Source organism: uncultured Nostoc sp. (assembly GCF_964245575.1).
In the GTDB taxonomy this organism is placed as follows: Bacteria; Cyanobacteriota; Cyanobacteriia; order Cyanobacteriales; family Nostocaceae; genus Nostoc.
The window spans coordinates 1-26261 of the sequence record NZ_CAXTNP010000093.1 but is presented as its reverse complement, the minus strand read 5'-3'; the positions used below and the strand labels follow the sequence as shown (position 1 = coordinate 26261).

At 43.1% G+C, this 26261-nt stretch carries 35 protein-coding genes and 1 pseudogene; 11 read left to right on the top strand and 25 right to left on the bottom strand.

Annotation, left to right across the window (positions count from 1 at the left end; genetic code table 11):
• Window positions 1-289: 289 nt before the first annotated feature.
• From ACFFAP_RS16695 to ACFFAP_RS16575, 25 genes and pseudogenes are all read right to left on the bottom strand, one after another.
• Entirely contained in the window at window positions 290-1081 is a 792-nt protein-coding gene (locus ACFFAP_RS16695) for a hypothetical protein (RefSeq protein WP_375512254.1), read from the bottom strand.
• Window positions 1082-1225: 144 nt separating this feature from the next.
• Window positions 1226-2767 carry a GMC family oxidoreductase gene (locus ACFFAP_RS16690; protein WP_375512253.1) on the bottom strand — a complete coding sequence of 514 codons (1542 nt, stop codon included), beginning with the start codon at window positions 2765-2767 and terminating at the stop codon, window positions 1226-1228.
• 218 nt (window positions 2768-2985) lie between these two features.
• On the bottom strand, window positions 2986-3291 hold the full coding sequence (locus ACFFAP_RS16685; protein WP_375512252.1) for a cupin domain-containing protein: 306 nt from the start codon (window positions 3289-3291) through the stop codon (window positions 2986-2988).
• Window positions 3292-3461: 170 nt separating this feature from the next.
• Complete coding sequence (locus tag ACFFAP_RS16680; RefSeq protein ID WP_375512251.1) at window positions 3462-3944, bottom strand: hypothetical protein; 483 nt, start codon at window positions 3942-3944, stop codon at window positions 3462-3464.
• Window positions 3945-4166: 222 nt separating this feature from the next.
• Entirely contained in the window at window positions 4167-4544 is a 378-nt protein-coding gene (locus ACFFAP_RS16675) for a hypothetical protein (protein ID WP_375512250.1), read from the bottom strand.
• A gap of 51 nt (window positions 4545-4595) precedes the next feature.
• A complete protein-coding gene (locus ACFFAP_RS16670) occupies window positions 4596-4805 on the bottom strand; it encodes a hypothetical protein (protein ID WP_375512256.1) in 210 nt (69 codons plus the stop codon).
• A complete protein-coding gene (locus tag ACFFAP_RS16665) occupies window positions 4727-4927 on the bottom strand; it encodes a hypothetical protein (RefSeq protein ID WP_375512255.1) in 201 nt (66 codons plus the stop codon). The genes ACFFAP_RS16670 and ACFFAP_RS16665 overlap by 79 nt, the downstream gene beginning before the upstream one ends.
• 42 nt (window positions 4928-4969) lie before the next feature.
• On the bottom strand, window positions 4970-5167 hold the full coding sequence (locus ACFFAP_RS16660; protein ID WP_375512249.1) for a hypothetical protein: 198 nt from the start codon (window positions 5165-5167) through the stop codon (window positions 4970-4972).
• Window positions 5142-5567 (bottom strand): transposase, encoded by a 426-nt coding sequence (locus ACFFAP_RS16655; RefSeq protein WP_375512248.1) that lies wholly within the window; start codon window positions 5565-5567, stop codon window positions 5142-5144. The genes ACFFAP_RS16660 and ACFFAP_RS16655 overlap by 26 nt, the downstream gene beginning before the upstream one ends.
• Window positions 5564-5926: a transposase gene (locus tag ACFFAP_RS16650; RefSeq protein WP_375512247.1), complete on the bottom strand. Its 363-nt coding sequence runs from the start codon at window positions 5924-5926 to the stop codon at window positions 5564-5566. Before ACFFAP_RS16650 ends, ACFFAP_RS16655 begins: the two co-directional genes overlap by 4 nt.
• A gap of 27 nt (window positions 5927-5953) precedes the next feature.
• Window positions 5954-6229, bottom strand: a pseudogene (locus ACFFAP_RS16645) (alternative oxidase); the annotation flags it as partial.
• 142 nt (window positions 6230-6371) lie between these two features.
• The gene (locus ACFFAP_RS16640) at window positions 6372-6653 is read right to left on the bottom strand and encodes a hexameric tyrosine-coordinated heme protein (RefSeq protein WP_375512246.1); all 282 of its coding nucleotides are present in this window, start codon (window positions 6651-6653) and stop codon (window positions 6372-6374) included.
• Between the two features lie 129 nt (window positions 6654-6782).
• Window positions 6783-7310, bottom strand: a complete 528-nt coding sequence (locus ACFFAP_RS16635; RefSeq protein ID WP_375512245.1) for a universal stress protein — start codon at window positions 7308-7310, stop codon at window positions 6783-6785.
• A 291-nt stretch (window positions 7311-7601) separates the two neighbouring features.
• On the bottom strand, window positions 7602-8252 hold the full coding sequence (locus ACFFAP_RS16630) for a nitroreductase (protein WP_375512244.1): 651 nt from the start codon (window positions 8250-8252) through the stop codon (window positions 7602-7604).
• Window positions 8253-8344: 92 nt separating this feature from the next.
• The gene (locus tag ACFFAP_RS16625; protein WP_375512243.1) at window positions 8345-8752 is read right to left on the bottom strand and encodes a hypothetical protein; all 408 of its coding nucleotides are present in this window, start codon (window positions 8750-8752) and stop codon (window positions 8345-8347) included.
• Between the two features lie 20 nt (window positions 8753-8772).
• Window positions 8773-9711: an NAD-dependent epimerase/dehydratase family protein gene (locus tag ACFFAP_RS16620; protein WP_375512242.1), complete on the bottom strand. Its 939-nt coding sequence runs from the start codon at window positions 9709-9711 to the stop codon at window positions 8773-8775.
• 95 nt (window positions 9712-9806) lie between these two features.
• Window positions 9807-10445: a DsbA family protein gene (locus tag ACFFAP_RS16615; protein WP_375512241.1), complete on the bottom strand. Its 639-nt coding sequence runs from the start codon at window positions 10443-10445 to the stop codon at window positions 9807-9809.
• Window positions 10446-10703: 258 nt separating this feature from the next.
• Window positions 10704-11360 (bottom strand): response regulator, encoded by a 657-nt coding sequence (locus ACFFAP_RS16610; RefSeq protein WP_375512240.1) that lies wholly within the window; start codon window positions 11358-11360, stop codon window positions 10704-10706.
• Window positions 11357-17335: an AAA family ATPase gene (locus ACFFAP_RS16605; protein ID WP_375512239.1), complete on the bottom strand. Its 5979-nt coding sequence runs from the start codon at window positions 17333-17335 to the stop codon at window positions 11357-11359. Before ACFFAP_RS16605 ends, ACFFAP_RS16610 begins: the two co-directional genes overlap by 4 nt.
• 319 nt (window positions 17336-17654) lie before the next feature.
• Window positions 17655-17858, bottom strand: a complete 204-nt coding sequence (locus ACFFAP_RS16600; RefSeq protein WP_375512238.1) for a hypothetical protein — start codon at window positions 17856-17858, stop codon at window positions 17655-17657.
• Between the two features lie 246 nt (window positions 17859-18104).
• Complete coding sequence (locus tag ACFFAP_RS16595) at window positions 18105-18278, bottom strand: GNAT family N-acetyltransferase (RefSeq protein ID WP_375512237.1); 174 nt, start codon at window positions 18276-18278, stop codon at window positions 18105-18107.
• A 3-nt stretch (window positions 18279-18281) separates the two neighbouring features.
• A complete protein-coding gene (locus ACFFAP_RS16590) occupies window positions 18282-18542 on the bottom strand; it encodes a hypothetical protein (protein ID WP_375512236.1) in 261 nt (86 codons plus the stop codon).
• Entirely contained in the window at window positions 18529-19479 is a 951-nt protein-coding gene (locus ACFFAP_RS16585) for a hypothetical protein (RefSeq protein WP_375512235.1), read from the bottom strand. The genes ACFFAP_RS16590 and ACFFAP_RS16585 overlap by 14 nt, the downstream gene beginning before the upstream one ends.
• Window positions 19480-19659: 180 nt before the next feature.
• Window positions 19660-20121 (bottom strand): hypothetical protein, encoded by a 462-nt coding sequence (locus ACFFAP_RS16580; RefSeq protein WP_375512234.1) that lies wholly within the window; start codon window positions 20119-20121, stop codon window positions 19660-19662.
• Window positions 20114-20335 (bottom strand): helix-turn-helix transcriptional regulator, encoded by a 222-nt coding sequence (locus tag ACFFAP_RS16575; protein WP_229498758.1) that lies wholly within the window; start codon window positions 20333-20335, stop codon window positions 20114-20116. The genes ACFFAP_RS16580 and ACFFAP_RS16575 overlap by 8 nt, the downstream gene beginning before the upstream one ends.
• Before the next feature lie 318 nt (window positions 20336-20653).
• On the opposite strand from ACFFAP_RS16575, the gene ACFFAP_RS16570 reads away from it, so the two are divergent.
• From ACFFAP_RS16570 to ACFFAP_RS16520, 11 genes are all read left to right on the top strand, one after another.
• Entirely contained in the window at window positions 20654-21490 is an 837-nt protein-coding gene (locus ACFFAP_RS16570) for a hypothetical protein (protein WP_375512233.1), read from the top strand.
• Between the two features lie 122 nt (window positions 21491-21612).
• Complete coding sequence (locus tag ACFFAP_RS16565) at window positions 21613-21753, top strand: hypothetical protein (protein ID WP_375512232.1); 141 nt, start codon at window positions 21613-21615, stop codon at window positions 21751-21753.
• 12 nt (window positions 21754-21765) lie between these two features.
• Window positions 21766-21939, top strand: coding sequence for a hypothetical protein (locus ACFFAP_RS16560; protein WP_375512231.1), 174 nt, complete (start codon window positions 21766-21768; stop codon window positions 21937-21939).
• Entirely contained in the window at window positions 21932-22135 is a 204-nt protein-coding gene (locus ACFFAP_RS16555) for a hypothetical protein (RefSeq protein ID WP_375512230.1), read from the top strand. Before ACFFAP_RS16560 ends, ACFFAP_RS16555 begins: the two co-directional genes overlap by 8 nt.
• A gap of 24 nt (window positions 22136-22159) precedes the next feature.
• Window positions 22160-22549, top strand: coding sequence for a hypothetical protein (locus ACFFAP_RS16550; protein ID WP_375512229.1), 390 nt, complete (start codon window positions 22160-22162; stop codon window positions 22547-22549).
• A 126-nt stretch (window positions 22550-22675) separates the two neighbouring features.
• Window positions 22676-22864 carry a hypothetical protein gene (locus ACFFAP_RS16545; protein WP_375512228.1) on the top strand — a complete coding sequence of 63 codons (189 nt, stop codon included), beginning with the start codon at window positions 22676-22678 and terminating at the stop codon, window positions 22862-22864.
• Between the two features lie 36 nt (window positions 22865-22900).
• Window positions 22901-23494 carry a hypothetical protein gene (locus tag ACFFAP_RS16540; RefSeq protein WP_375512227.1) on the top strand — a complete coding sequence of 198 codons (594 nt, stop codon included), beginning with the start codon at window positions 22901-22903 and terminating at the stop codon, window positions 23492-23494.
• Between the two features lie 28 nt (window positions 23495-23522).
• Complete coding sequence (locus ACFFAP_RS16535; protein ID WP_375512226.1) at window positions 23523-23813, top strand: hypothetical protein; 291 nt, start codon at window positions 23523-23525, stop codon at window positions 23811-23813.
• The gene (locus ACFFAP_RS16530) at window positions 23810-24268 is read left to right on the top strand and encodes a DUF1392 domain-containing protein (protein ID WP_375512225.1); all 459 of its coding nucleotides are present in this window, start codon (window positions 23810-23812) and stop codon (window positions 24266-24268) included. Before ACFFAP_RS16535 ends, ACFFAP_RS16530 begins: the two co-directional genes overlap by 4 nt.
• A gap of 44 nt (window positions 24269-24312) precedes the next feature.
• A complete protein-coding gene (locus tag ACFFAP_RS16525; protein WP_375512224.1) occupies window positions 24313-25071 on the top strand; it encodes a hypothetical protein in 759 nt (252 codons plus the stop codon).
• A 28-nt stretch (window positions 25072-25099) separates the two neighbouring features.
• Window positions 25100-25699, top strand: a complete 600-nt coding sequence (locus ACFFAP_RS16520; RefSeq protein WP_375512223.1) for an alpha-ketoglutarate-dependent dioxygenase AlkB — start codon at window positions 25100-25102, stop codon at window positions 25697-25699.
• Window positions 25700-26261 lie beyond the last annotated feature (562 nt).

Here is a 26261-nt window from a genome sequence, read left to right as displayed (position 1 = left end):
TGTTGACTTTGTTCATCCTCCCACATTTTGTATTTCACTCAAGCGAGAACCGCTAGAATTTAGTTTTCACAAATTGATTGGTAATATACAGCAGATTTCAAGTTATTTAAGTACACAAGCTAAGTCCCAAAGCCAGATACAAAGCCTGTTTTACTTCTGAATTATGATTCTGGAATTCTGAATCTGCTTATTACCAAAACTACAATATTTGCTCAAATTAAATTAAGTTTCACCAGTTACTTTTTTGGTCACTAATTTAACTTGCTTATTTACCTTATTTTTCTTGTTTTTAATTTTGAGTATTATAATAACTTTTACCCCTACGAGGTACAAATATCGTACTATTGTTATCATTAATTCCGTTAACAATAACTACAGTGCCTTTTTTAGAACGAGAGAACCATATATAATGCGATAAATCTACTTCTCCCCAATAGATTTTACGTCCATTTGTAAGGTCTTTGCATTCTGAATGTAGTATACCTGATGTATGACCATATAAAGACGATCCAGGGACACATGCTGCCATAATATCTTTAGCAATTGCTGACATAGTAACCTTTGATTTTTGAGTATTTGGAAGTGAAAATTCTGCGATGTGCTTAGAGAAAGAATGCTTCATAATTTTAGAAGCTGTCTGATCGATGATTCTATCCCACTCATATGTTAATCTACCATTATGATTTGTAATTTCCTCTAATCTAATGCTGGTATTTTTAAAAGTGTGGGATGAATTTTGACATTTAGCTTTAATTATCCCCATAGTTATATATAGATACGGGGAGAAGCTATAACACTTATTATTAAGAAAAGTAGATGTCCCTGACAAAGCATTTTGTGTTAGCTGACCAGACGAATTAACATGGATTCCCTTTAATATTAAAGTGCTAAAGGGTTGACTTTTTCCATCTGTAGTCAAACAATTAGCTTCTAGCCTAACTCCCTGGAGCAATTCTGTAGGACATGAGTATTGATAACTACTAGGAACTGCCAAAACATATTTATAACCTATAGTAAGGCTGAATACGCTAATAACGGTACTCCCCAGAATAATTATTGAATTCAAAAACTTAGATTTCATTTTTACTCCTAATGAATAATGATCAAGTGTTGGTACTCTTCTTTCTACGTAACAGATACTTATCCTGTGTATCGTTGCTTTATTAGCAATATGATGTCCACATCTTTAGAGGGTTGTGCAGTCTAAGGGAATTTGAATCTCTTGTCATGTGGCTTTAATTAAGTCGGCGGCCTTTTCACCAATCATGATGGTGGCTGCGTTCGTATTTCCAGATAAAATGGTTGGCATCACGGAAGCATCGACAACGCGCAATCCTTCAATTCCGTGAACTCGAAGTTGAGCATCAACCACCGCTAGTGAATCGTTGCCCAGTTTACATGTCCCCACAGGATGCCAATAGGTAGTAGCTGTTTGTCGAATGTAAGCAGCGATACCTGCGCTGGGCTGCGCCAACGTCTCATCACTGATTATGTCTGAACCAGGAGCCACTTCCTCTCCCAAGACTTCACCAAAGCCACCAGAATGAGCGATCTGACGGGCGATTTTAATACCTTCTACCAGCACTTGTAAATCAGCCTCCTGCTGGAGGTAGTTGACTCGAATGGTAGGTGAGTCAGTAGGGTTTGCTGATTGCAACGTCACAGTGCCACGACTTTGAGGATTGATCAGACAACAAATTAATGTGGAACCTGAAACATCAGGGGCAGAGTCCGAACTACCCCATAGAACCGGGCTGAAGAGAAACTGTAAGTCAGGTGCAAGCTCCTTGCTTTTGCCACTATGCAGGAATAATCCAGCTTCTACTAAATTACTGGTTGATGCGATCGCGGGTAGCGCTTGGGTAGACTTGTAACCAACAGCAACCAATGGGTGATCGTGCAAGTTCTCACCTACACCGGGTAAATCAGCAACCACAGGAATGTTGAGCGGGAGCAGATGCTCTGCATTCCCAATTCCAGAAAGCATCAGCAGTTTGGCAGAATCGAATACACCCGCCGACAGAATCACTTCCTGATTAACATAAACTTGTTGCAGCGTTCCTTGGTGCAGATACTCTACCCCAATTGTGGAAGTACCCTTAAACAAAATTCGAGTCACTAATGCACCAGTTTGAACCGTTAAATTAGGACGATCAAGAATTGGCACTAGAAATGCGGCGGCTGCACTGTGTCGCTTCCCGTCTTTAATAGTTAATTGATACAGTCCCACGCCTTCTTGTTGTGTGCCATTGAAATCGGGATTGCGATCGTAGCCTATTTGCGCTGCGGCTTCGATAAATCGCTCTGAGATGGCAGTAGGGGCGATCGGATCGGTGACGCTCAAAGCTCCATCAACACCGTGAAATTCGCATGTGCCTCGCTGCTGATTTTCTGATTTTTTGAAGTAGGGCAGTACTTCCTCATAGCTCCAGCCTGGATTGCCAAGCTTTTGCCAATGGTCAAAATTGTGGCGATTGCCTCGAATGTAAATCATGGCATTGATTGAACTAGAGCCGCCGACGACTTTGCCACGCGAACATAAGATTTTCCGCCCATTCAGGTGTAGTTCTGGTTCAGTCCAGTAAGCCCAATCAACTTCAGTGCCTAGCAAGCTTGGCCAGGCTACAGGAACTTGAATCTCAGGTTTATTTATTGGATTCCCTGCTTCGAGCAACAACACGGTTGTTTCACCATCTTCTGTCAAACGATTGGCAACAACACAGCCTGCTGAACCAGCACCAATCACCACATAATCGTATTGAGTCATGATATCCTTGCCTGTGTATTAAACTACTTCAATAACTGCAACTAAGACTTTTATTCAACGCTATATTTTTGATGGACTGCATACAGTCAGCAGATTTGCAATCAAATCAAGCAGCAACACCCATTCTCCCTATTTGTGCAATAACACCAATGCAAATAGCAAATAGCTCGTTTCTTAAAAGCCGATAAAATTTCTCGTGGACAATGATTCTTTCAACTTCATGTGTGCAGAAACGCGAGATTCTCCAATGCACGAAGTGCATGAGGGATGTTTGCGGGTATGTAAACGAAAACTCCCGGTTGTAAAGTAATTTCACGCCCCTCTAGGGTCAGCACTCCACGCCCTTCGATTACAGTCACCGAGATATTCCGTGAAGCTACATGTTCTGGTATTTCAGTGTCCGCCCTTAAACAAACTAGTGAGAATTGCACTTGCTCATCTTTAACCAAAGACTTTCGGCTAGCTCCAGGTTTGGTGTAGTTAGCTTGCTCTTGAAGCTGAATTGTAAACGATTTTTGGATCATCACCATGATTCTCCTATAGTGCTGTGATGGTGGATTTTATTTCAGAAAAGACACGCACCGTTGTCCAATAGTGGGGACAAAACCAGCAAATTTTATGGTGCTGAATGTGCCGTAGTAATGGGTAAGAGCAATAAGGACAGTCATGCATGATTATTTACCTGTGTCATTACTCATGGAAAAACAATCTTAGGAGTAGCTGCATATCCTAGATAAAGATAGGCGGCAGATCGCAGCACAATTTCGGAATAGAGAATCTTTTGGATATCTAAAGAAGGCGCACGTTTTGCTGTAAAGTTATAAGCCGCGATTTCCCCTTCCAGGCTGAAGTTGCTATTCGTCAAGTAATGGTCATAATCGTGCATTCCCTGAAAAATAAACCCGTAGATCGGATTGGGATACACGCTAGAATCATAACTATCGGCGGATACCCAAAGCTGCTGAAGCTCAAGATCGGCAAACATTTCTTGGGCGTTGTTGTAACGCATATAATCTGAAAATTGCAGATTTAAGGGCAATTGGTGGAACTCACCCATCAGCCAATCACAGAGTTGGGTGATGGTTTCGTCAGAAATCTCGGCTGGCTTGCCTTTTAGGTAGAGGTTAGCGAGAGTTTCCACAAGGGATACAGTTGTGTTTACTTTTGTTAAAGTCATATTGCTAACTTCATAGCCTTGAACTACCTTTACTCTGACAATTGTTCTCAATAATTTCTTTGAGCTAGCTCATACTTGGAAGAGAAAAAGTCAGAGCTAGCTCGATCGGGGTTTCAATGAAGAAGCAGGGGGCAGGGAGAAATGACCCAATCAAGAACTGCCATGAAATGAAGAGGGGAATATGGGTTTGAGTCACCCAAGGAAGCAGTGCTTACTTCCCCATCAACGTTTTGTACAAGCCTGCCGCATTAAGAGATGATTGTCTTCATACACTTCTAAAGTTCCAGACTGTTGGCTATCTAGTGTACCGTCCCATACCCAGTATTTATAATTGCCACTTTGAAACTTATACACTCGAACGCCTTCTGTCGCTTTGCTAGTTCCTTTGTTTAAACTCAAATCACCGTGCGAACTTGTAGAGCGATAGAGAAGTTCACCCGAAGAATACCTTTTCCAAACATTGATATTGTATCCACCCTGGCATTTCATACTGAGGATTAAGCCAGCAGTAGAATCAGCAGAAGCTCTTAAGGAGTAATTAGTCCAAACACAGGTTGTTAAAGCAAGAAATAGCGTGGATCTTTTCAGTAGTGTTTTCATAGTTTTCCCTATGGTTTAGTTGTTCAAAAATCAAATAAGAACTCTATAGAATCAATCCTGTGGCTCGATGCTAGTCGCCACCAGTTCAAAAACTGTATGGGGACTTTTGAAAGTTTGCCGTGCTTCTGGTAGCTGGAGCGCCTGCATTGTTTTGACGTGTTCGCATTCGTCATCCCGAATATTCACAAAGACGTCGTAGAGATTATCCACTTTCGGGCGGCGAAATTTATGATCTGATGTAAACTGGGTTTCTTCAAACATAGATCGCCATCACGGTAGTAGTTAATTGCGACTTTGGGCGCTATTTGAGCTTTCAGTTCTACTTCATGGGTTTTCAAGTAGTCGTCATAGGTATGGTAAGCATGATTTTCAATCAATTCCATTAGGTAGTAGGCATACTTGGGAAACAGCATATATAGCGGTTCTCAGTTGGGTGCAATATAGTAACAGCAGTGAGTGAACCAGCCAATAATGTCTTTTTTAGTTACTGCATTGAGAGCATTTGTAATGGCCCCGTCTAACTCAAGATATGTTTTAGCAGCTTGCGATCGCAAAAACTCTTTCACTTTCGACCAACAGTTTTCAATTGGTGAAAAATCAGGAGAATAAGGAGACAAGTACACCAGCCTTGCCCCAACAGCAACAATCGCTTCCTTTATACCTGTGAACTTTGTGAGAACTGAAGTTATCCATTACTACACAAGCACCTGGCCAAAGATTAGGAACCAAAACCTGAGTAACATAAGTTTCAAACGCTGATGCATTAGTACCGCCAGTAAACGTGATGGCGGCGATAATTCCTTCTGTTGACATTACTCCAATCATCGTCACATTTTTTCCTCTCCCGTCAGGACGTGAACCATAAGCACGGCTACCTCGAGGCGAACGAGCGAAGCGTCTAGTCATAGCGATGTTAACTCCGGCCTCATCGATAAATACTAAGTCTGCTAAGTTGACTTCTCCAATGATTGTCCAATACTCTGCCCTTAGTTTTTGCACCCGTTCTGTATATTTTTCGCTCACGTGCAATGTTTTTTTTTACGGGTCAAATTCAGCTTTTGTGTAATTCTGCCCATTGTAGCTCGGCTAACTTTGACACCTGTTCGCTCCTCCAATCGTGAGCATAACTCCACCAAAATTGCATCATTATCTTCTTCCACCAAAGTCACTATCAATGCGATCTGTTCGCTGTTGAGTTTAGGCGTATTACCGCCACCATGTGCCTTTGGCTCAACTGTCTTGCTCATTTGATATCGCTTTACAAGCTTCTGGATGAACGTTAAACTCACACTAAATCTTTTTGCCAGGTGTCTTTGAGAACCTTCTTGATTTTTATAGGCATCAATCACTTTTTGGCGAAGTTCAGTGGAGTATGCTTTCATTCCAGATACACTTTGCTACAACATTCATCATCTTCCCACCTTGTGTATTTCACTCAAGCGAGAACCGCTATAGATTAGGACAACCACCCAGTAGTACGCCACTGCAATGTGTTGAGCGACGAAGCGATCAATCCGGTAGCGATCGCCACCCATTGATTCCATAATTAACAAATGATGTAATTCGTTCCAGGTTTCGGCGAAATGAATTTTCAACAAGTCAGCTTTGCGCCAGTAACTCAACGTCTCGTAAAGATGCAGCACCGAGAGATAGGAAAAATAAGGAACGCGAGCGATCATTTCAAGGACATAAAACCGAGGCTAAGAACGATTTCCGTAGACGAAATCGACAATAAATACAAAAAAACTGACGATCGCTTGAATCAAAACTTTCATGGTGAATTCCTCTAGAATCAGAACAAATCCCTGATTTGACGATTTCGAGATATTACTTCCGCCAGTAATTATTAGCAGCCGCGATCGTGGCAAACTCTGTTGCAACCGTCTGTCCAACTGCAATCAGCATCATGGCATCATTGCCATAAACATCTCGCAGTTGGTTGCGTTTTTCTTCGTCCGGCTGAGTCAATTTAATAATTAACCGTGACATTTTGACTGCCAGTTGTCGTCCTTCTTCTGGTGTCTCAGTCAATAATGAGTTATTAGGAACCAATGTAACTTCGGGTGGCCTTACAGCAGGTGAATTGGTAGAGGCTATTACATTATCCATGTCAAAATTTCCTAAATTAATGTTTACTTGAGAACAATTTCGATTCCACGGCAACAATTAAGGCAAAAGCTTAAAGTTTATGAATCTAACTTTTGCATTACCACCAACAAAGATATTCACAGCCCATTCTTAATGAATTGCTTGAGCTTTATTGACTACGAGTACTTCAGATTTAAGAGGAACTGGAGTATAAACAACATGCACGGAACAAGGAGCATGGTGAAAAACATAATTACTCACGCTGCCTAAAATCAACTCATTCAAACCAGAATGTCCTCGACGACCGATCACAATTAAGTCAGCGCCCCAAGTTCGAGCAAGTTCACAGATATTCCGGCTGGGATTGCCAGAATTTTGGGTGAATTCAGTACTCACCCCGGCATTGGTTGCTGACTCTGTATACGATCGCAATAATTTGAAACCCTCTTCTTCGTAACTTTGCCACTGCTTCCAATAATCCTCTAGAAGTTCTCCATTCAATGGGTGGTATTCGAGAGTAAGCAGTGTAGGTGTTTGGGGGCTATCCTTTTCTTCACTAGATAAGATATGCAACAACATCAGGCTTCCTTTAGTTGCCTTTGCTAGAGTAAGCGCTTCATCAAAAACAGCATTACCATTTGGGGAACGGTCAATTGCAGCTAGAATCTTGCTTAACATAAAATCTCCTGAATCAAACAAATCAAAGAATTTTTCAACCATATTGAGCAATCTTCATCTTTAATTTCTTCTAAATAAAAAACTTCAACAAAGATCATTCATTAATGGCAGTAAGAACGCAGATAAGTAAGTCGGTGCAACAAAACCAAACTATGTAAACAAAAGTAAATAAGGCTCAAACTGCTTCTCCCCCTGCCCCCTGCCTTATTGCAACAATAATGATCTACGCCGACCTACTTACTCTTTCGGACTTGTGTTTAGCGTCTAGTAGAAAAAAAATCTAGCGTTTTGTCAATCGTCGAGAAACGAGACGTTTTTCTCAAGGGACTCACGGCTTATATGCAGATGATTAGCGGGAAAATCAGGATCGGAATAGCCAACGGCTAAACCACAAATGATTAATAATTCCGATGAGATGTTCAATTCGTTGCGGATAATTTCGGGATAAGCCGCTAGCGAAACCTCTACGCAGGTGCCAATGCCACGAGCGGTTAGGCTTAACACCAGCGTTTGTAAATACATCCCCACACTTAAAGCATCGGCAACGCCCAAATCTTGGTGCATACAGACAATACCAACCACTGGTGCGCCAAAAAATTCGTAATTACGCAGAAGGGCTAGCTGTCTATTCGCTTTATCGTCACGAGCAATCCCCATAGCCCCATAGACTTGCGCGCCCAGTTGCTGGCGGTAATGCTGGAAGGACTCCGGCAGCCCAAAGCTGTAGGGCGGCTGCTGCTTGGCAAGGTTTAGCAAAGCCTCTTGCAGGCGATCGCGGCATCCGCCTTGGGCAAACACCAATCGCCACGGCTGGATGTTTGAATTCGATGGTGCAAGCTGCGCTAGAGCCAGGGCTTCATCGAGCAAAGCCCGTGGCACTGGTTGAGATAAAAATTTGCGTGTTGAGTATCGGTCTTTAATAGTTTGGTCGAGATCAAACATATCTTATCAACCTCTATGAGAAATAAATGTGATCGCTTCGGTGCGGGCGCTACGCGCCATCGCTCAACTGGGGTTAAAATGATCGAAAAAATTCATATAACCTTTTCTGGTTCCTTAATTGTTTTCAATGCCCAGATGCCAATCCAAGAGCCGAATCCATCCACAATTAATGTCAGGATGGCTGTGATTTGGAATAGCATTCCCCAACCTGCAAAGGAAACTTGAGACACATGATCCGAACTAATCACGATCAAATGATTGTAGATTCCAAAAAGAACTGATGCTGCCATTGAAAAGAGCAAGAGCCAGCTACCAATGCGGTAAAACTGTGTCCAAAGTAAAACGACTGCAATGATGGGAATTGCATAAATCACAATACCCACAAATAAACTTTGAAGTATTGAGAGGGGAATAGGGATTTCCACATGCGCTAAACCATGTAGTCCGTGTACGATCGCATGGATGACCACGATCGCTGTTCCATATTGAGCAATTTTCATCTCTCTTCTCCCTTAAATTTTTAACTGGCATGAGCCACGGCGGTGTTAACCATCCATTCCAAAGGTCGGGGCTGAAAATTTAATTCGCGTTTTGCTTTAGCATTCGATGCGCCTCGCATCTGAATACCATAATAAACAGCATCCGCACCACTAAGAAGCAGAGCATCCTCAACGGATATCTGCGGAGGTGGTGGAGCATTGAGCCATTGGGCATAAGCAGAAAGCCACTGGCGCACCGCTAAGGGTCGATCGTCCGTAATCAGGTAAATGCCAGGATTGCCTCGTTCTGATGCTGCAACTGTGGCGATGGCTGCATCTTCAATATGAATCCACGACCATACGCCTTCCCCATTCCCAACGATTGGGAACTGTTGCTGTAGCACCTGTTGGGCAACATCGCCATCGGGGGCAAACCAGGTACCGGGCCCGTAAAGGAAGCCATAACGCAGAGCAATCCCTTCTAGGTTGGACGCTTCGAGTAAGTGACGTTCGATTTCAGTGACTATGTGAGCATCTGCTGCTACCGCAGGCGAGGCATCAAAAGCTAATGGTGTTTCTTCGTCTGCCAAACCTGCACCGGGAATCGCCCAGAATGCGATCGACTGCCTCAGATAACGGCGCACACCAGCCGCTTGCGCTGCTGCCAGCACATTAGAACCTCCTTCTCGACGGATGCGAGTATTCAGGGCTGATGCTGCATTCATCGACTCGGCAGTATAGGTTTTGGGCAGGGAAGTGAGTTGTTCAATTACCACTTCTGGCTGGACGCGGGTGATGGCAGCTTTAACAGCATCTGCATCGAACACATCTGCGATCGCCAATTCCACGCCTTGTTCAGCTAAAGTTTGTGCTTTTTCTAAAGAACGTGTCAACGCAACTACTTCATGTCCTTGCACTAGCAGTTGCGCGATTAAGGGACGACCGATCGCTCCCGTTGCGCCTGCAACAAAAATCTTCATTTGTGAACCTCCTGTTGAAACCTGTGAAATATTTGAGAATCGTTAGCGAATTGCGAATTGTTTTAAAATTTCTAGCTTGTGTGTTGGCGTAGCTTCTAGTCGAGAATCGCTGCGAGTAATCTCTCTGTATCCCAGGCGTCTCGATAGCGAACTCCGTTAATAAATAAAGCTGGCGTATTACTGACACCGCTTTGTATACCGCCTTGAATGTTCTGAGCGACCCGCTCGGCATGAACATGGCCTGTCATTTCCTGAAGGAATCGATTGATATCAAGCTGTATCTCATTGGCATACTCTAGAAGATGTCCATTATTAAGAGCATATTGATTCTCAAATAAGAGATTATGCATCTGCCAAAACTTATTTTGCGCGGCGGCGGCTTCTGCCGCTTCTGCTGCCTTTTGTGCTTGAAAATGAATGTGTATGCGCGGGAAATGGCGGAATACAAAGCATAATTGGATCTGTTGCTGAATCTCTCGAATCATCCTATGAACCTCACCACAGGAGAGACATTGATAGTCACCGTATTTAACTAAAATGGTTTGTGCATCTATTGTTCCTTGGATGTTATCGTGTTCTGAAATTGGTATGAGCAGCCTGTCACCATCGCTTGTCTGGCTCATCGTTTTTTCATGCGGTCTATAGATAGTATCGTTGCGATGAAAACGCTTAAAATAAGAGTAGTAAATTGAATGTTGTTTCTCTATTCTCAAAATATGTGAATTTCTCCCCATTTGTCGCATCCCCTGCGAGGAGTCTTTGCACTAACCCTAAGAATAGCGATTGGCTTACTTTTAGGGCTAAGAACAACCTATCCTAAAGAGCAGGTGATATCATGTCCGGTAAAAGACTTATCATTAAGACCGCAAGGGGCAGGAGACAGGGGGAAAGAGAGTTTTAAGATTTTTGCATAAATGCCCGGAATAATCACTAATTAAGCGGACATGATATGATGCTCTCAACAAATGAATCTATTGCTTTAGCTATAATTCTTAAAGTGTAATGATACCGCGCTTTAGAGCAACAATCATTGCTTGAGTGCGATCGCCCACTCCCAACTTACTCAGAATATTTTTGACATGGAATTTGACTGTTCCCTCAGCAATTGAGAAAGCAGTGCTTATCTCTAAGTTACTCTTGCCCCTTGCCATCAGGCGTAGCACCTGCAACTCACGATCGCTCAGTTCTGGGTTATTTATCCGCTCTGCCAGCTTTGCACCTACGGCAGGGGGAATATACTTTTGACCGTTGTGAACTGCCCGAATCGCTGTCAGTAGTTCATCAGGTTCTGCATCTTTTAAGACATAGCCCTTTGCGCCCGCTTGCAGTCCCCGATAGATGTCTTCGTCCCCGTCGTAGGTCGTCAGGACAATGATCCGAGCGTCGGCAAACTCAGCGCAAATGGAAATGATCGCTTCAACCCCACTTAGCTCAGGCATCCGCAAATCCATCAGCGTTACATCGGGTTGATGCTGGCGGAACAATTCTACTGCTTCGCGCCCGTTGCAGGCTTGTCCAACAACGGTCATATCAGGTTTATAGTCAATTACGGCTGCTAAACCTTCTCGCATAAACGGATGATCGTCGCTAATCAAGACGCGGATCACAGAGGAGCTTGGTGTAGATAATGAGAGGTGCGGGTGCGTCATGGCATTTGTAACCTCACTACGATTTCTGTTCCTTGTCCAAGCTGGCTGTAAATCGTCAATTCTGCCCTAATCCGTTCAGCGCGTTCGGTGATTCCAAGTAACCCAAAGCCCCGACCGACTGGCAAACTACTGCTTTCAAAACCTTGCCCATTGTCTTTTATTTGCAAGATAAACTGCGATGGCTCATAGCGCAACTCAAGGCGGATTTCGCTGGCATTTGCGTACTTAAAAGCATTGGTTAACGCTTCTTGTCCGATGCGAAGCAGATTCATTTCCACCTCTTTCGGCAAAGTATATGGTTCACCGATCGCTTCACAGCCAACCTGCACTGAGGTATGAGAAAACATCTGAGCCGCGAGGCGATTGAGTGCGCTATGCAAATCGCCTTCTTCTAATATTTGCGGACGGAGTGCTTCCACCGAGCGACGGGCATCTGCCAGCCCGGAACGCGCTAAAGTTCGCCCCGTCTTTAAGTGTGATTGGGCAGCATCTGGATCGAGCGTGATTCTCTGGGAGGCGGCATCTAAGTGAACGATGATACTAGTAAAAGCTTGCGCTAGTGTATCATGTATTTCTCGTGCCATACGGTTGCGTTCTTCTAAAATAGATGCCTCTTCAGCGAGTTTGCGTTCAAGCAGTGCAGCATTTCGCTGTTCGCTAATATCTGTAATCAGACCATAATATCCTCTCACCTGAGCATTGAGATCGAAATCGGGGATGGAGGTGACAGCAAGATACTTTTTGCCCAACGGGAAAGAGACTTCTGCCTCATAGGTTGTAATCTCCCCTGCTAGCGCTCGATTCATGTACGGTTCAATAATTTCATAACTTGCCTCGCTCATGACTTCACGAACCTGCTTACCTAAAATTTCATCTCGACTACGGTTAAACCAGACCTCATAAGTTCGGTTGACAAATCGATAGCGCCGATCTGTGTCTATATAACAGATACAAGCGGGGAGAGCGTCGGTAATCAATCTTAGTTCCTGTTCTCGCTCGCGCAGTTCTGCCTCGCTTTTCTGTAAAGCGGCTGTTCGTTGGGCTACTTGTTGCTCTAAGGTACAATTATAATTTGCTAGCAATTGCTCTGCTTGTTTGCGTTCGGTGATGTCTTGAAAAGCTGCGATCGCATAAATTACATTGCCCTGTTCGTCAAATACTGGAGTTCCCCACCCTTCGACTGGAACGATCGCATTGTTATGGCGAATTTCTAAATCGTCAATTCTGGTGCGATCGCCTTTCAACGCCCGTATCACTGGCAACTTCTCAATGGGATATGGTTGCTCTGTTCCCGCTAGATAAAGTTGATAAATTTCTGCAAGTTGCTCTGGTGTCGCACCAGGAATAATCCCTTTGCCTAATAGTTGAATTGCCTGTTGATTGGCGTAGTAAGGGCGACCGAGTGTATCTACGACTCCAATTGCTACCGGCACTGCTTCCAGGAATTGAGCCATCTGACTTTCGCTCTTCCGTAGTTTAGAGTAGAGTTTGGCATTTTCAATTGCAATGGCTGCTTGGGTTGATAACAGATGCAAAACTTGCGTTCGCTCCGGTGTAAATACCCCAGCTGCTAATTGATTTTCCAAATACAACGCTCCGACGAGCTTACTTTGATTCAGCAGTGGTAAACACAGAAGTGATTGAGTTTGGTTATGTTGAATGTATAGCTCATTAATAAAATTACCCTCACGAGTTGCATCATTTAAGATCACAGGTTCATGAGTCCGAATTACATAATTAATAATTGATTCAGGCAGGTAATTTGCCGTTGAGATAGATTGCAGTACTTGTGTAGAATAAATATTTTTGCCAGCCACATCATTTAGTTGACTAGAAGCTTCAATTACCCATTCTCCTGAGTTTTCCAAAAGTAAAAATCCGGTTTGTGCGCCAGCATTCTCGATTAATATCTTCATCAAGGAACTAAGCAACTGCTCCAGTTCAATTTCACTAGAAATAGCAAGGGAAGCTTTCATCACTGCCGCTAAATCGAAAGCGATGTCTGAGGTATTAGAGGTGGTGACAGAAGTTTTTGGTATTTGCGTATGAGCCATGCTCGATGATGGAGAAAATAGCTGCGGATACCGAGTTTCTATATCCTTGACCTTCGCCGTCGCTCCCCAACGTTCATAGCAGTAGTGAGCTTCTTTCATATAGGTTCGGGCAATCTTTTCTCTCCCACGAGATAGGTAGAATTTTGCTGCTAATTCATAGGCTAATGCTTCTTCTTGTACATATTCATTTTCTTTAGCCCCTTCAATGGCTTGCTCGTAGAACTCTTCTGCTTCAAGCAACTGACCCAAAACTCGTGCTTTCTCTGCCTCGACTAAGTGGTATTTATGCAAATGATTCATGGGCGCATAATGTGCCCATAGCTGCATTGTTTCCTGGTTAACTGCAACTTCTTTAAGAATTTCTGACTGCACTTGAGCGTTGCTTTCAAGATAGGTTGCGAGTTTTGCCAGAGAGCTATAGAAATAGTACAGAGGAACAGGAGGTGACGATGCTACGTAGCTCACATACTCTGCCGCTATAATTGAGTTTTCGACTGCCTGGAAATACTCATAAAATAAATAGCACAGGAAAAGTTGGTAGAAATGTACGAAAAAGATTGAGGTTCCATTATTTTCTGTTTCATTTTGTCGCAGTCTATTCTCCTCATTGTAGGCTTCGCCAACTAGACAGATAGGATTGACCGAGCGTTCCATCAAATTTAAGACAACCTGATGATGCATCTGAGTCCAAGTCAGTGCTGCTTGCTGTTTGAGTTGACGGATTACTTGGCTGTACACTCTTATCTCGCGTTCAAGCTCCACGAGTTCCTTACCTACAAAAACACATTGCAAGCAGTAAACTTCAGCACAGTAAGCAGCAAACTCTGAATCTCCTGTTTCCAATCCACTTTGATAGCCTTCTAGTAATGGCTGCAATGTTTCTCTAAAATGCTTTTTCCAGTGAATGATAAAAATATTCACGCTCAACAATGTTTTGGCTTTGAGTGCTTGGGTATCAGGTCGTGACAACTGGCTTAAAGCTAACTGCCCAAACTCATAGCCAGACTCTATGTCTCCCACCGTCCTACAAAGAATGAATCCATACAAGGCATACGTAAAGGGAGACACCAACGCATTGCTATATTGGATTGACAAACTGACCTGTTTTGATGCAAACAATGGCAGCATATCCGGGGCAGCAAGATGGGCAGCAATCATGATACTTGATAAGATTCGCATCGCCGCCAACTTGCCCGGTTCAGCTATTTTCGGCGAATGAACCAAATCCTCGCTCCGCTTTTCCTTAAGGAGTGATGTGATCGTGTCAAGTTCAAGCTGAATATCTGACTGGTTATGCGTTTTCGGAAAACTGATCCCCAGTTGCAGTAAGACTTGCAATCCAGTATCGATCGCTTCCAATAGCTGCTCCTGCGCGATATAGGTCTGAATTTTGACTTCGTAAACCTTTACTCTGTCAAGAACCGTTTTAGCTGATTGTAAAACGATCGCCATCCAGGATTCTACATCTGCAAAATCGCCACATAGGAATGAAACTTCTGTAGTTTCTGAATGTAGTTCTAAAGTAAAATCATAGTTTGTTTGCCAGCTTGAAGCTGCCAGCCATGCTCGCCCTGTCGCTAAATATTTTTTTGCTACACTATAAGCGATCGCTGCTTTTGCTTTCTGAGCTGTAATTAAATTTAATCGAGCAATTTCATTTCTTTCTGGTTGATCTGTGACAAGCTCAATTCCATGATTCAAATGATCGACAATTTCAAACAGCCGCTCTGATAGCCGTTCTGACAAAGTTTTTTCTAGTAAATTGTAACCAATTTGTAAATGAACAGCTTGTTTTTTTGACTCATCAATTAGCGTATAAGCTGCTTGCTGCACGCGATCGTGCAAAAACTTATACTCCTGAATTAACAACTTCTCATTTAATTCAGAGATGGGTTGAATTAATCCAACTTGCATTACTGCTTGTAAATCGTAGAAAACGGTTTCAGGTGGTTTTTCACAAACAATCGACAACGTATCTAAATTAAATTCAGCACCAATGCAAGCAGCTAACTGAAGAATTTGCTGTGTGTTCTCTGGTAGTTTCTTCAACTTGTGAAGCATCAACTCCACAACATTATCGGTGATATTTTGAGCTTGAATCTGAGCAATGTTCCACTGCCAGCTTAAGTGTTGTACATCAAATTTCAAAAGATTTTCGCTATAGAGCGTGTTTAAAAATTCGCTGACAAAAAATGGATTACCCTCAGTTTTACGCAACACTAACTTAGCCAAGGGAAGAACAATGTCTGCATTTTGATGTAGCGTCTCCACAATCAACTGACTCAACGGTTCAAGCGTTAATGGTGTCAGGATCATCTCCTGAAGCACTGCCCCTTTTTTTCGTAGTCTTTCTAGCATTAATGCTAATGGATGTGTTGGATTTACTTCATTATCTCGATAGGCTCCAATTAAAAATAGGGATTGGGTTTGCTCATCCAACAGCAACAGTTCGATTAACTTAATCGTTGCTGAATCTATCCACTGCAAATCATCTAAAAAAATAGCAAGGGGATGTGACTCTGAACAAAACACGCGCACAAACTGCCCAAAGATGCGATGAAAGCGATTTTGAGCTTCAGTTGCTCCAACTTCTGATACAGGCGGCTGCTTGCCGATAATTAATTCAACTTCCGGGATGATATCAATGATGATTTGTCCGTTGCTTCCTAAAGCTGTTAACAGTTGCGATCGCCACTGTTGCACCTGCTTATCTGGCTCACTGAGCAATTGCTGCACCAATTTTTGCAGGGCATTTGCGATCGCACTGTAGGGAATATTACGCCCGAATTGCTCAAATTTACCAGAGACAAAATAACCGCGCTTTGCAGTAATGGGTTTGTAGAGTTCCTGCACTAATGCTGATTTGCCAACCCCAGCGTAACCTGATACCAACATCATCTCGACTTGGAATTGAGAATTTTCTTGATTCTTCAGTCTTAATTGTTCATTCCCCGTTCCTGCTACTCTATCAAACGCCGCTAATAATGCTTCAATCTCTGCTTCGCGCCCATACAATTTTTGGGGGATTTGAAACCGATCCGAAACATCTTGAAGACCCAGTTGAATACCATCGATTTTATCGGTTTGTGTGAACTGGTGAAGACCAATTTCTAAATCTGCTTTGATGCCCCAAGTACTCTGATAACGATCCTCTGCATTTTTCGCCATCAGTTTGAGAATGATATCTGAAATGGCTTTAGGGATCGCTGCATTCAGTTCGTGAGGTGGAACAGGCACTTTAGCAATATGACAATGGACTAGTTCTAGAATATCCGTTGTTGGAAACGGCAGGTGTCCGGTTAGAAGTTCGTAGAATGTCACACCAAGGGAGTAAAAATCGGTGCGGTAATCGAGCAAACGGTTCATGCGTCCTGTTTGCTCTGGAGATAAATATGCGAGTGTCCCTTCTAAAACATGAGGACTTTTGAAAGTCGGATTCGTGCGATTAAATTGGGTGGCAATCCCAAAATCAATAATTTTGACAACGCCAGTATCCAGATTGAGAACGATGTTTCCAGGGTTAATATCTTTATGAATGACATTGGCTGCATGGATTTTGCCTAGAATATCGCTTATAGCGATCGCAAGGCCAAGAAAAGTCGATAAAGGCATGGGGCAGAAGATGTTTGGGCGCTTGTGCATCCATTGCTCTAAGGACTCTCCCCCAAAATCTTCTAAGATAATCATCAGAGTACGTTGATAGTCTTGCTGGCTGTATGCTTTGATAACTCCTTCTAATTTTAGGGAGCGGGTAATTTTATATTCCTGTCTGTAGCGAGTCAGTTCTTGGGGAGAAGGATAATCAAGCTTTAGCATTTTTACGACGATCCCTACTCCATCGTCTCTGATGCCCCGATAAACTAGAGAGTTAGAACTTTCATATATCTTGTTTTGAATGGCAATACCAGGTAGAGCAATCATAGAGCAACTCTTAAGAGGATAATCTGGCATAACTCAAACTATACAGCAATCCAGCTATCTACATTTTTCATCTTCTGAAATCCTATTTGGTTTTGTTCATTTCTAGCCAGTTGTAGAGCCTTAACTGAACTCTGTTGAGCGCTGTATCAATTATGTAGAGCGATTCTACAGCACTCGTTTGACAACTGGCGTAGCACGGGGCACCAAAAGCGGAAAGTTTTGCCCTATCTCTCGTACAACTTGTTGACTGTCCCGTTGTGTTGATATCTTCATTGAAACTGCAACCCAAAGACATTGGATGCCAAATTGCCAAAATTGCTTAGGGCATTATCTCACCCCCGTATTCAGACTCCAGTACATTCAACAATTTTTTTTCCACAGCAGTAAGATAGGGACGGTTCACCTTCCCCAACGACTGCAATAGATTTTTAACTGTTTCTTCCAAAGAATCGGAATATATTTGAGCAAGGCCATCGCAAATCACCTGAGCGCTAAGGGTGATTGTTACTAACCAATCAAGCAAGCTTTTTCCTCATAAATACGCTGTTTGGGTCATCAATGTATTCTGCAAAGGGGCCTCGGTACTCAAACCCATACCGTGTATATAAGGCTCGTGCTGGAGCGAATTCTGGAATTGCCCCTGTTTCTAAATCAGGGCGGCCGCATCATGTCAATAAGCAAATATATTCTCAATAAAGTTTAAAATAATGTCATTAACTCTTGCTTATTGCGAAAGTTTTAGGCGATCACTTTGGGGCTTAAAAAATAATCAAACGCGAAAGGAAAGATTTTTTCGTTGGTTCCTAACCTTCGTTGTGATTAAGAGTAATTTAGATGCGTTTGCCCTGGTTTCTAAATTCAAGTAATCGTAACCACGCCTTTGGGCTTCTTTAATAATGTGTTCCAGAATTTTTGAGGCGACACCCTGACGACGGTAAGCCAAGGCTTACCGCATTGATTTGATTTCACCACTTGTTGAAGAGAGTTCTTTCAATGCCCCGCATCCAAGCAGTTCTTCGCCATCCCAAGCCGTCCAAAAAGTAATATCAGGCGAACACAATGCCTCTATATCAAGAGCATGAACGCTTTCGGGTGGGGTAATCTCATGCATATTTTCGAGATGTTCCCTCAGAAGGTTAGCTATCTTTTTACCTGTCAAATCATCTTCACGAATTTGCAATCGGCTCATCTCCTTAATTAACCCCATATTCCTGCTCAATCACACTCAACAACTTCTCCTCCACCTCCGTCAAATACGGTCGCTTCAGTTCCCCCAAGTGCTTCAGCACAGCATGGGCAGCTTCTTCTAGATTCTCATTGTCCCGTAGTCGATTAATGCGATCGTTAATCAACTGGATCTGCTGACATTCCGCAGGCAGATAGTTCAGTGGCTTGAGGTGGGCGATTCTTACAGTATATTCTCCATCCCAGGTTGTCACTGTGCAACTGAATTCTCCAACGTGGTTGACAATGCCCCAACACCCGCCCTTACCTCTGAGTTCTGGGTTGTCTTTTGCAAGAATTTGACAGACTTCGCCTAACTGGTAGGTGTTTGGTACTCTGGTTCGCTCAATAATGCGCTGCACCACATTCTTCACAATCCTGCCACTTGGAACTTTACCACCCGCTTCCTCTACTGCCTTCTGCCAAGCTTCTCTTTGTACTTCTGGCTCTAAAGAAACCAAAGGGCGTACTTGACGTTCATTATTTGGCAGAATTTGTAAACCATTGGTTAACATTTTTGGAGTCTGTAATTCATCCGTAGCTATTTCCTCTTTTTGTAAACCATTGGTTAACAAATTGTCCATGACTGTCGCTGCGGCAATTTTATAACTAGCCGCTATCCGCGTGTAGCCAAACCTATCTTTGCAATATTCTTCAAAGGTTTTGTGAGTTGAACGGTACAATTTGCGGTCGCGTAATTCCGCCAGCGCCTTCCCCGCTTCAAAAAACGCCCGTTCTACCTTCCGTTCAAGATGCAAGCGATCGCTAATTTCCTGCTCGGTTAATTCGGGAATTTCAACAGCAGTAACGGTAATTGTTGCTGTAGCTGTGTCTTCTTCTTGAGCAAGATTATCTGGTGATGTGCTGTCAGTGGATGAAGGGATGGTGGATTTTTTGGGCTTTGAGGATGGTTTAGCCATGATTTCACCCTTCTTAAGGGTATTTGCTCAGACTGGCTCACTCTCATTATGGCTGTAGTCAGGGCTACAAACGCTTAAGAGCGGCTAATTTCAGCTTCTACCGCCAGAACCTCAACTGAACCCCTAAGCGATCGCTTCTGTAGAGTCACTGAAAATAGCGCGGAAGTTAATGGCTTGAGGTCAAGCATCCTTTAACTCTCCATTATTCCTGGCACGCTCCAACTCTTCTTCACAAAGGACTTCTATTAAATTTGACAGAGAACGCTTCCTAATCTTAGCTAGTCGTTCTAAGTCAGACTTTAATGCTTCGTCCAAATAAAGCGATATTCGCTTTTTATCGGCAATTACTTCAGTCTGATTTAGCTGTGGATTAAACCATTCTATTAATGCAATTTCAACTTCAGGTAACAAATCAGGCTCAATAAACAAGTAAGCAATTCTTATATCTTCTGATTGCGCTAACTGCTTATAGCGGTGATGTTTTAACCATCTTGCCTGAAGATTGACAGTCCTACCAATGTACTGAACCACACCTTGAGAGTCGATTGCGAAATAAATGCAAGGCTGGCTAGGTAACTGCGATCGCTCATTAAGAGCCATAGAGGGTAGGGTCAAAGGATTAATGGTTTGAGGATTAATCATCTTCGCTTTTCTCCTCTGCTGGAAACCACTCTAGTATCTCTCCTGGTTGAATCCTGTAAGTTTCACAAAGAGCTTCCAGAATTTTAGAGGAGGGGATGTAAGTGGGATCTGCTGCTAATTTGTACCCTGTCGTATCAGAAATTTTTGCATCTTGAATCATTCGATAAGCTGACAGCCCTCGACTCTCTAAAAATTGCTTGATTTTGTTTCGCATAGGCATAACCTCTATACTACTACGACTATTATACTGCAAAAATATATAGTGCAAATATTGCATTAGTACAAAAATTTTGATAGTATTAAATTGTAGAGAAAGCGCCCCTGACTACCAATCCGAAGCGCTTCTCTACTCCTAAATTCAAGGAGTTTACTTACTGGAGTTTAGACTAAATTCTTTTTTTAAGGCTACAACCCTTGTGTGGTAAGCATTTTAGACTTCGGAATTCTATCAAGCCTATAAATTATCAAAGCCTGTCTGGATAAGGGTTTGGCAGTTTGATGGGTAAAATTAGTCTAAACTCCAGTACTTATCATGACACACCAAATCTACAGCCATCAACAGCTGCAACTGAAATCTATTGCCCGACTCAAGCAAATCTACAGCGAGATCGCCTGTACAGTCGAAGTAAGCGACAAACGCTGTAAGGATTCTTGGATTACTGCGTTCGCCCTTGGCGTTGGCGCAGCCATCGCTGATTACCAAGCCAGCAAGATTCAGAAGCTCACCCCTGCTGCCCCCGACAACCAAGCCCTCGCCCAAGCCGAACTCGACCACTTCATCGCAACCCAAGCCCAAGTTGTAGCTCCCGAACCCCTCAGAATAGTCGAAATCTCGTTTGGTGATCACGAATATTACGCTGATGACAAACTGGTAGCCAGTATCAGCCATGACGATGACCACTTAACGCAACGCTGGGTAGTCATGGTCAACGACAAAGAAGTATTTCGTGCCAGCACTCTAATGCGTTGCGATCGCTTCATCTGCACCCATTATAAAGATGGCACACTGGCAGTACAGGTACAACTTGCAACACCATGCACCACTGATAACGAAGTAATGGCGCAGATTTTCAACGAATGCGAGAAATACGGTTACGAAATCCTCAACGACGGCATTTACCAGAATGACGTGAAATTAGGCGAAGTCGGACAGACTGACGCTGACTGGTGGTTCACACGCGCAGCAGACGAAACCCAGCGCATACCCTGTGATTCTGCAATGGAAGTAGTCTGGCATCTGCCGATGGTGGACGTGTCTACTGATGGTAAATCCATTTTTGATGGATATTTTTTAGATCAGCCGTTAGAACAGCTAACTGGCGATAAATTGCAACGGCTGCTGGAGAGAGCGGAGTTAGTCACGGCGTAAGTCTTGGGCTTCGCCTGGGAAAAGGTTAAAGGGGAAGGGTTAAAGGTAAATTTCTTCATTCCCTTTCCCTTTACCCTTTCCCCCTTTCCCTAATTATTTATTCACCAATCCCCATTAAATCAATGCAACCAACAATTTCAATCCCCCAACACTGGGACTACCCTCGCTTTGCTTTGGAACAACGTACTAAAGACGGCATCATTTTAGGGCTTCAATACTACCCGAATGGTACTGAATTAGCTGAACAATTTGGTCGTGGTTGACGCTATGCGCTAATGCCTAATAAAAACTCTGACGAACTATTCCACTTTCAGGAAAATCAAATCCAACCGCTCTCCCCAGAAGAATTATTCTTAGAAATTACCGCAGAGATTGAGTTTTACCAACAACAGATAAATATTCTCAACCGACAGTTAGCCGCATTAACTGGAGGTTTCACAAATGCCTAAGACGGTTGACAACAGCTTTGAGTGTAGAGCTAATCATCTGCTGCGTTCAATTCGGCTTTGTGGCGGTTGTGTTCCTTTGCATCGTCTGCAATTCCAATTCTCCGCCAAGGTGATTCAAACTCTGCTGGATAAAGAACTGGTGCAAGTGCAGAACACAGGATGCGGCTTTTTGTTGGAGATTGCTGAGGATTTTTAACTGTTAATTGAAGAGGAACCAATTATGAAACTTTATGCTAAGACGATTCCACAAACAATACCAGCTTGGGCAACCACTGTTACAAAGTGTGCAGATTTGATTGAAGTCGAAATCAACGATGAACACCCAGATTTTCAATCTCTACTTGAAGAGTTGGAAACGGAGATTGAGCCAGGAATAACAGGAGTGAAAGCAGAAGATTTATGTTCTAGGCTGGGCATTGAAATGTCTAACCCAAATCTGTACTACTTAGTTGAACAAGCCCAAACTCTGGTATCTAAAATTGCTACGCACCCAGACGACAAAAAACTGTTGGACGAAGGATATAGCCCAGATTTAAATATTGCTGATGCTCAAACTGCGCTGACTTATTTGCAATGGGAGTTAGACCGGAATCGAGAACTTCTAAGTTAGTACAAAAGCGTTCATTTAAAGGAATGCCACTACTTTAGATGAACGCACGGAACTTTTTCTTCCGCTACAGAATTTCCATTATTGCACACAGAACAACAATCAATAAAACTTTAACCGAGGTGAAACATGACTGCTGAAATCAAATTAGGTTTATGCAACCCTCCTAAACCAATTTATCTCTATGTCAACCAGGGAGAAGTAGATGGCGAATCTTACGTTTGGTACAAGTTCAACATCAGCCAAGATAAGAAAATACCTGTTACCCAAAGAGCATTAACTGGGTACTTGTCAGAACTGCGCCTAACGACTAAATAATTCAAAGGCAAGGACAACTTAAAGCTGGATATTGTTGTGAATGCCGATGAACTTTATGTCATCAGAACTGGTGTTGAAACCAATTTTGCTAAAAGCTTTCTTCTAGCTGCCTCGTTAGTTCAGGATTTTGATAAGCCACTGATTATCGTTGCTAATGCTGGTGACGAAAACACGGTTTTCTGTAATCTTTACGATGCTGCAACCAAAACCAAGATTTATAGGGAATGGAGTAGAGATTTGGATTGGGCAACAATCATTCGTGACATCCAATCTCTTTTAGGTAGTGCTTCCTCAACTATTTCATCTACACCAAAACTTAGCGTAGTTCCTCAACCAGTATACACACTTGATTTACAAGTAAGAAATATTCGCACTTTGCTTGATTATCCACTTGATTTAGTCAAAGAGTGGTTGCAATTTCAGGATGTTGATCGCCCAAGTTTACTTGATATTAACCAGATTAATGAACTAATCAAAACCATGTGTTTAGCTTGGGCAGCGAATAAGTGTGACCATCCCAATCATGCTGAGTCTTTGTATCAAAATCTTGTTACTAATTCTGTTGCTAATGGTGCGGATGAATTAACGGCAATGGGGTTTGTTGTTCTCGTGCGCTCAATGTACATCTAGTACAGGCAATGATGGGTTTCCCGCAAGGTTGGACGAATGTTTACTTACCCACACAGGAATTACAGATTGGCTTGCCGCTGCCACAGTCCCCAGCTTCAGTCGGCTTAGTCGTAGAGAAATTGCAGCGCTTACGCCGGATTGCCAAAAGGAATATCGCCAGCTGTGGGCAGAATACCAAGCCATCAGAAGACAACATAAGCAACAGTTGATCGCTCTGGGTAATGCCATTGTCCCTCAATGCGCTGCACCTATCTTTGACCGATTGAAACAAATTTTGTCAACCAAGAATTCAGCCTTCATTAGCCAGGAAAACACATGATTGACCACGTTAACGCGCTCAAAACGAGTTGGTATATCTCCCCTCCTTGGGGTCAAACAATTCCATCTCTTGAGGTGAATTTACTGGAGAGAGTATACCTCAGAACTACCAGAACATTCGGCTATTGCTGCGGTATGCGATGGAAACACGAATGCTGGCTTTATTCCGTTGATTGCCGTAATGAAATACTCCATGCAACACAGCATCAAATTATTGTAACAGGTCAGTTAGAAACCCTCAATGTGCAAAAACCTGCTTTTGTTTTGGGCGAAAGAGTGATCCTCTGTTCTCACGACAAAGGAACAAAACATCGTCTCATTTTGGGGATTGCTCTGGTGAATAATTCTTGGTTTTATCTCGTTGAATTGATGTCGCCAATGTTAACTCAATCATTGAGTATATCTAATCGTTTATCACTAGTCGGTGAAAAAAGTTTACTGCGGGTAAATGTTTAATTCTCTCTAATCACACAACAAAAAATTATCACCCAACTAAAGTTATGTCACAAATTGAAATCGCCGAAATCATCGAACAGATAAAACAAGAGATTGAAGTTGACGCTAATGGTCAAGCGAAAGCCAGTGTTAGAGCAACTGCAAGACTTGCTGGGGTTAGTGATAAAGCTATCGGTAAAGCATTAGAGAGTGCGAACCTGGAACCTTCCAAACTGGCTCAAATGCTTATGCAACAAAGCTTTGATGCCGCGAACCTAACTGACTGGAGAACCAGTGGTATCCCAGACACAGCGATCGCAATTATCTTAGAGTACTACGCTTACGAAGCTGGTAGATACTGCACTCTTCAAGCCAGATTGGTATGCCGTTCATTTAACACCATCGGGGTTAGAGCGTGGATTCAAGATAAATTGGGCTGGACTAAACCCGCCTCTAATAGCGAAACTGCGATGACCCAAATACAGTTACTCGCTGCGATTGCCCAACAGATGGCAGAGCAAGAACAGCATTTATTCCAACAACAACAGCAACAGACTGAAATTTTGCATCGGCTAAAAGCTGTTGAAGTTGAACAGGACAGGGTGAACACACCATGCGGTCACAAATACAGTGTTGTTGGATTCGCCAATCTTCAAGGTTTAGAAATATCTGCGAAAGTTGCCGGTACTAAAGGTCGAAAGGCAAGTGCATTGTGCCGAAAACAAGGAATAGAAATAGAACGGATTCATGACCCACGTTTTGGAAAAGTTGGTTTGTATCCAGAAAGTATTTTGGTTGAGGTTTTTAAAGCCGAGCAGAACTAATAGCAGTTTCTTTCTTTGAGATAACACCATGCAAAAACTCAATTTATTTGCTGAATCAGCCCCAGTTTTACCAGTCACTTACTACCCCGATTTCTTAAGTCTTGAACAAGCTAACTCGCTCTACCAGCACTGTTTAAAACTGGAGTGGCAGCAGAACCAAATCAGAATCGCGGGTAAAACAATGCCCGTTCCTCGTCTCGAATGTATTTACGGGGACAACGGGTGCAACTACCTTTACTCGAATAGCGTATTTTTGAAACCACTATGTTGGACAGAAGCTCTCTCTAGCTTACGCGATCGCATCACTGCACTAACTGGCTACAAGTTCCGTATCGTCATCGGAAATCAGTACTGCACTGGACAGGACAGCATCGGTTGGCACGCAGATAATGAACCATCGATGGGATTTAACCCTGCGATTGCATCACTCAGCCTGGGGTCATGTCGCAAATTCCAAATCAAGCCCATCGGCGGCAGACCAACGGACTTCTGGCTGGAACACGGCAGCTTACTTGTGATGCACCCCGGTTGTCAGTCTACACATCTGCATCAAGTTCCGAAAACAAACAAAGTGGTTAGTACCCGTATTAATCTCACATTTCGACCGCACACCGGAGGCGGTAGATGAGAAGGGTAAGGGGGAAAGGGCAAAGGGGAAAAGAATTGTTCTCACTCCTTTAACCTTTACCCAGCCCAAAGGCAATGCTGGCGTGTTGACGACTTCATAGCCAGCAAAAGTATTGCAAAAAATTGAACCGGCGGCATGACCCATAATGCCGCTTCTATGTTCATGCGTCAAAAAAAGAGAGGAAATACGGTCATGCTTGGTATAAATTAAACCGATTCTCAAGCAAAACACTTACAGGAATGGCGGGGCAGTGGGATTGACGAAGAAATTTTTCACCTGAATGGGCGATCGCTCCACGGCACAACACCCTACGAATATCTGCTCTACAGTCCCAAAATCTCCCGTCGCAATGATGGGCGGCTCAGAGACAGGGACTGCTTAGTCAACATCACCATACACGACTAATAAAAAATAATATCAAGAAGAATCTTCGCCTGTAACTCTATCAACCCGTACAAGCAGTACACTTGTTAAAAATTTGTTACTTTTGCAGATAGCACGCTTCAAAATATAGCGGTTCTCAGTTGGGTGAAATATAGTAACAGCAGTGGGTGAACCATCC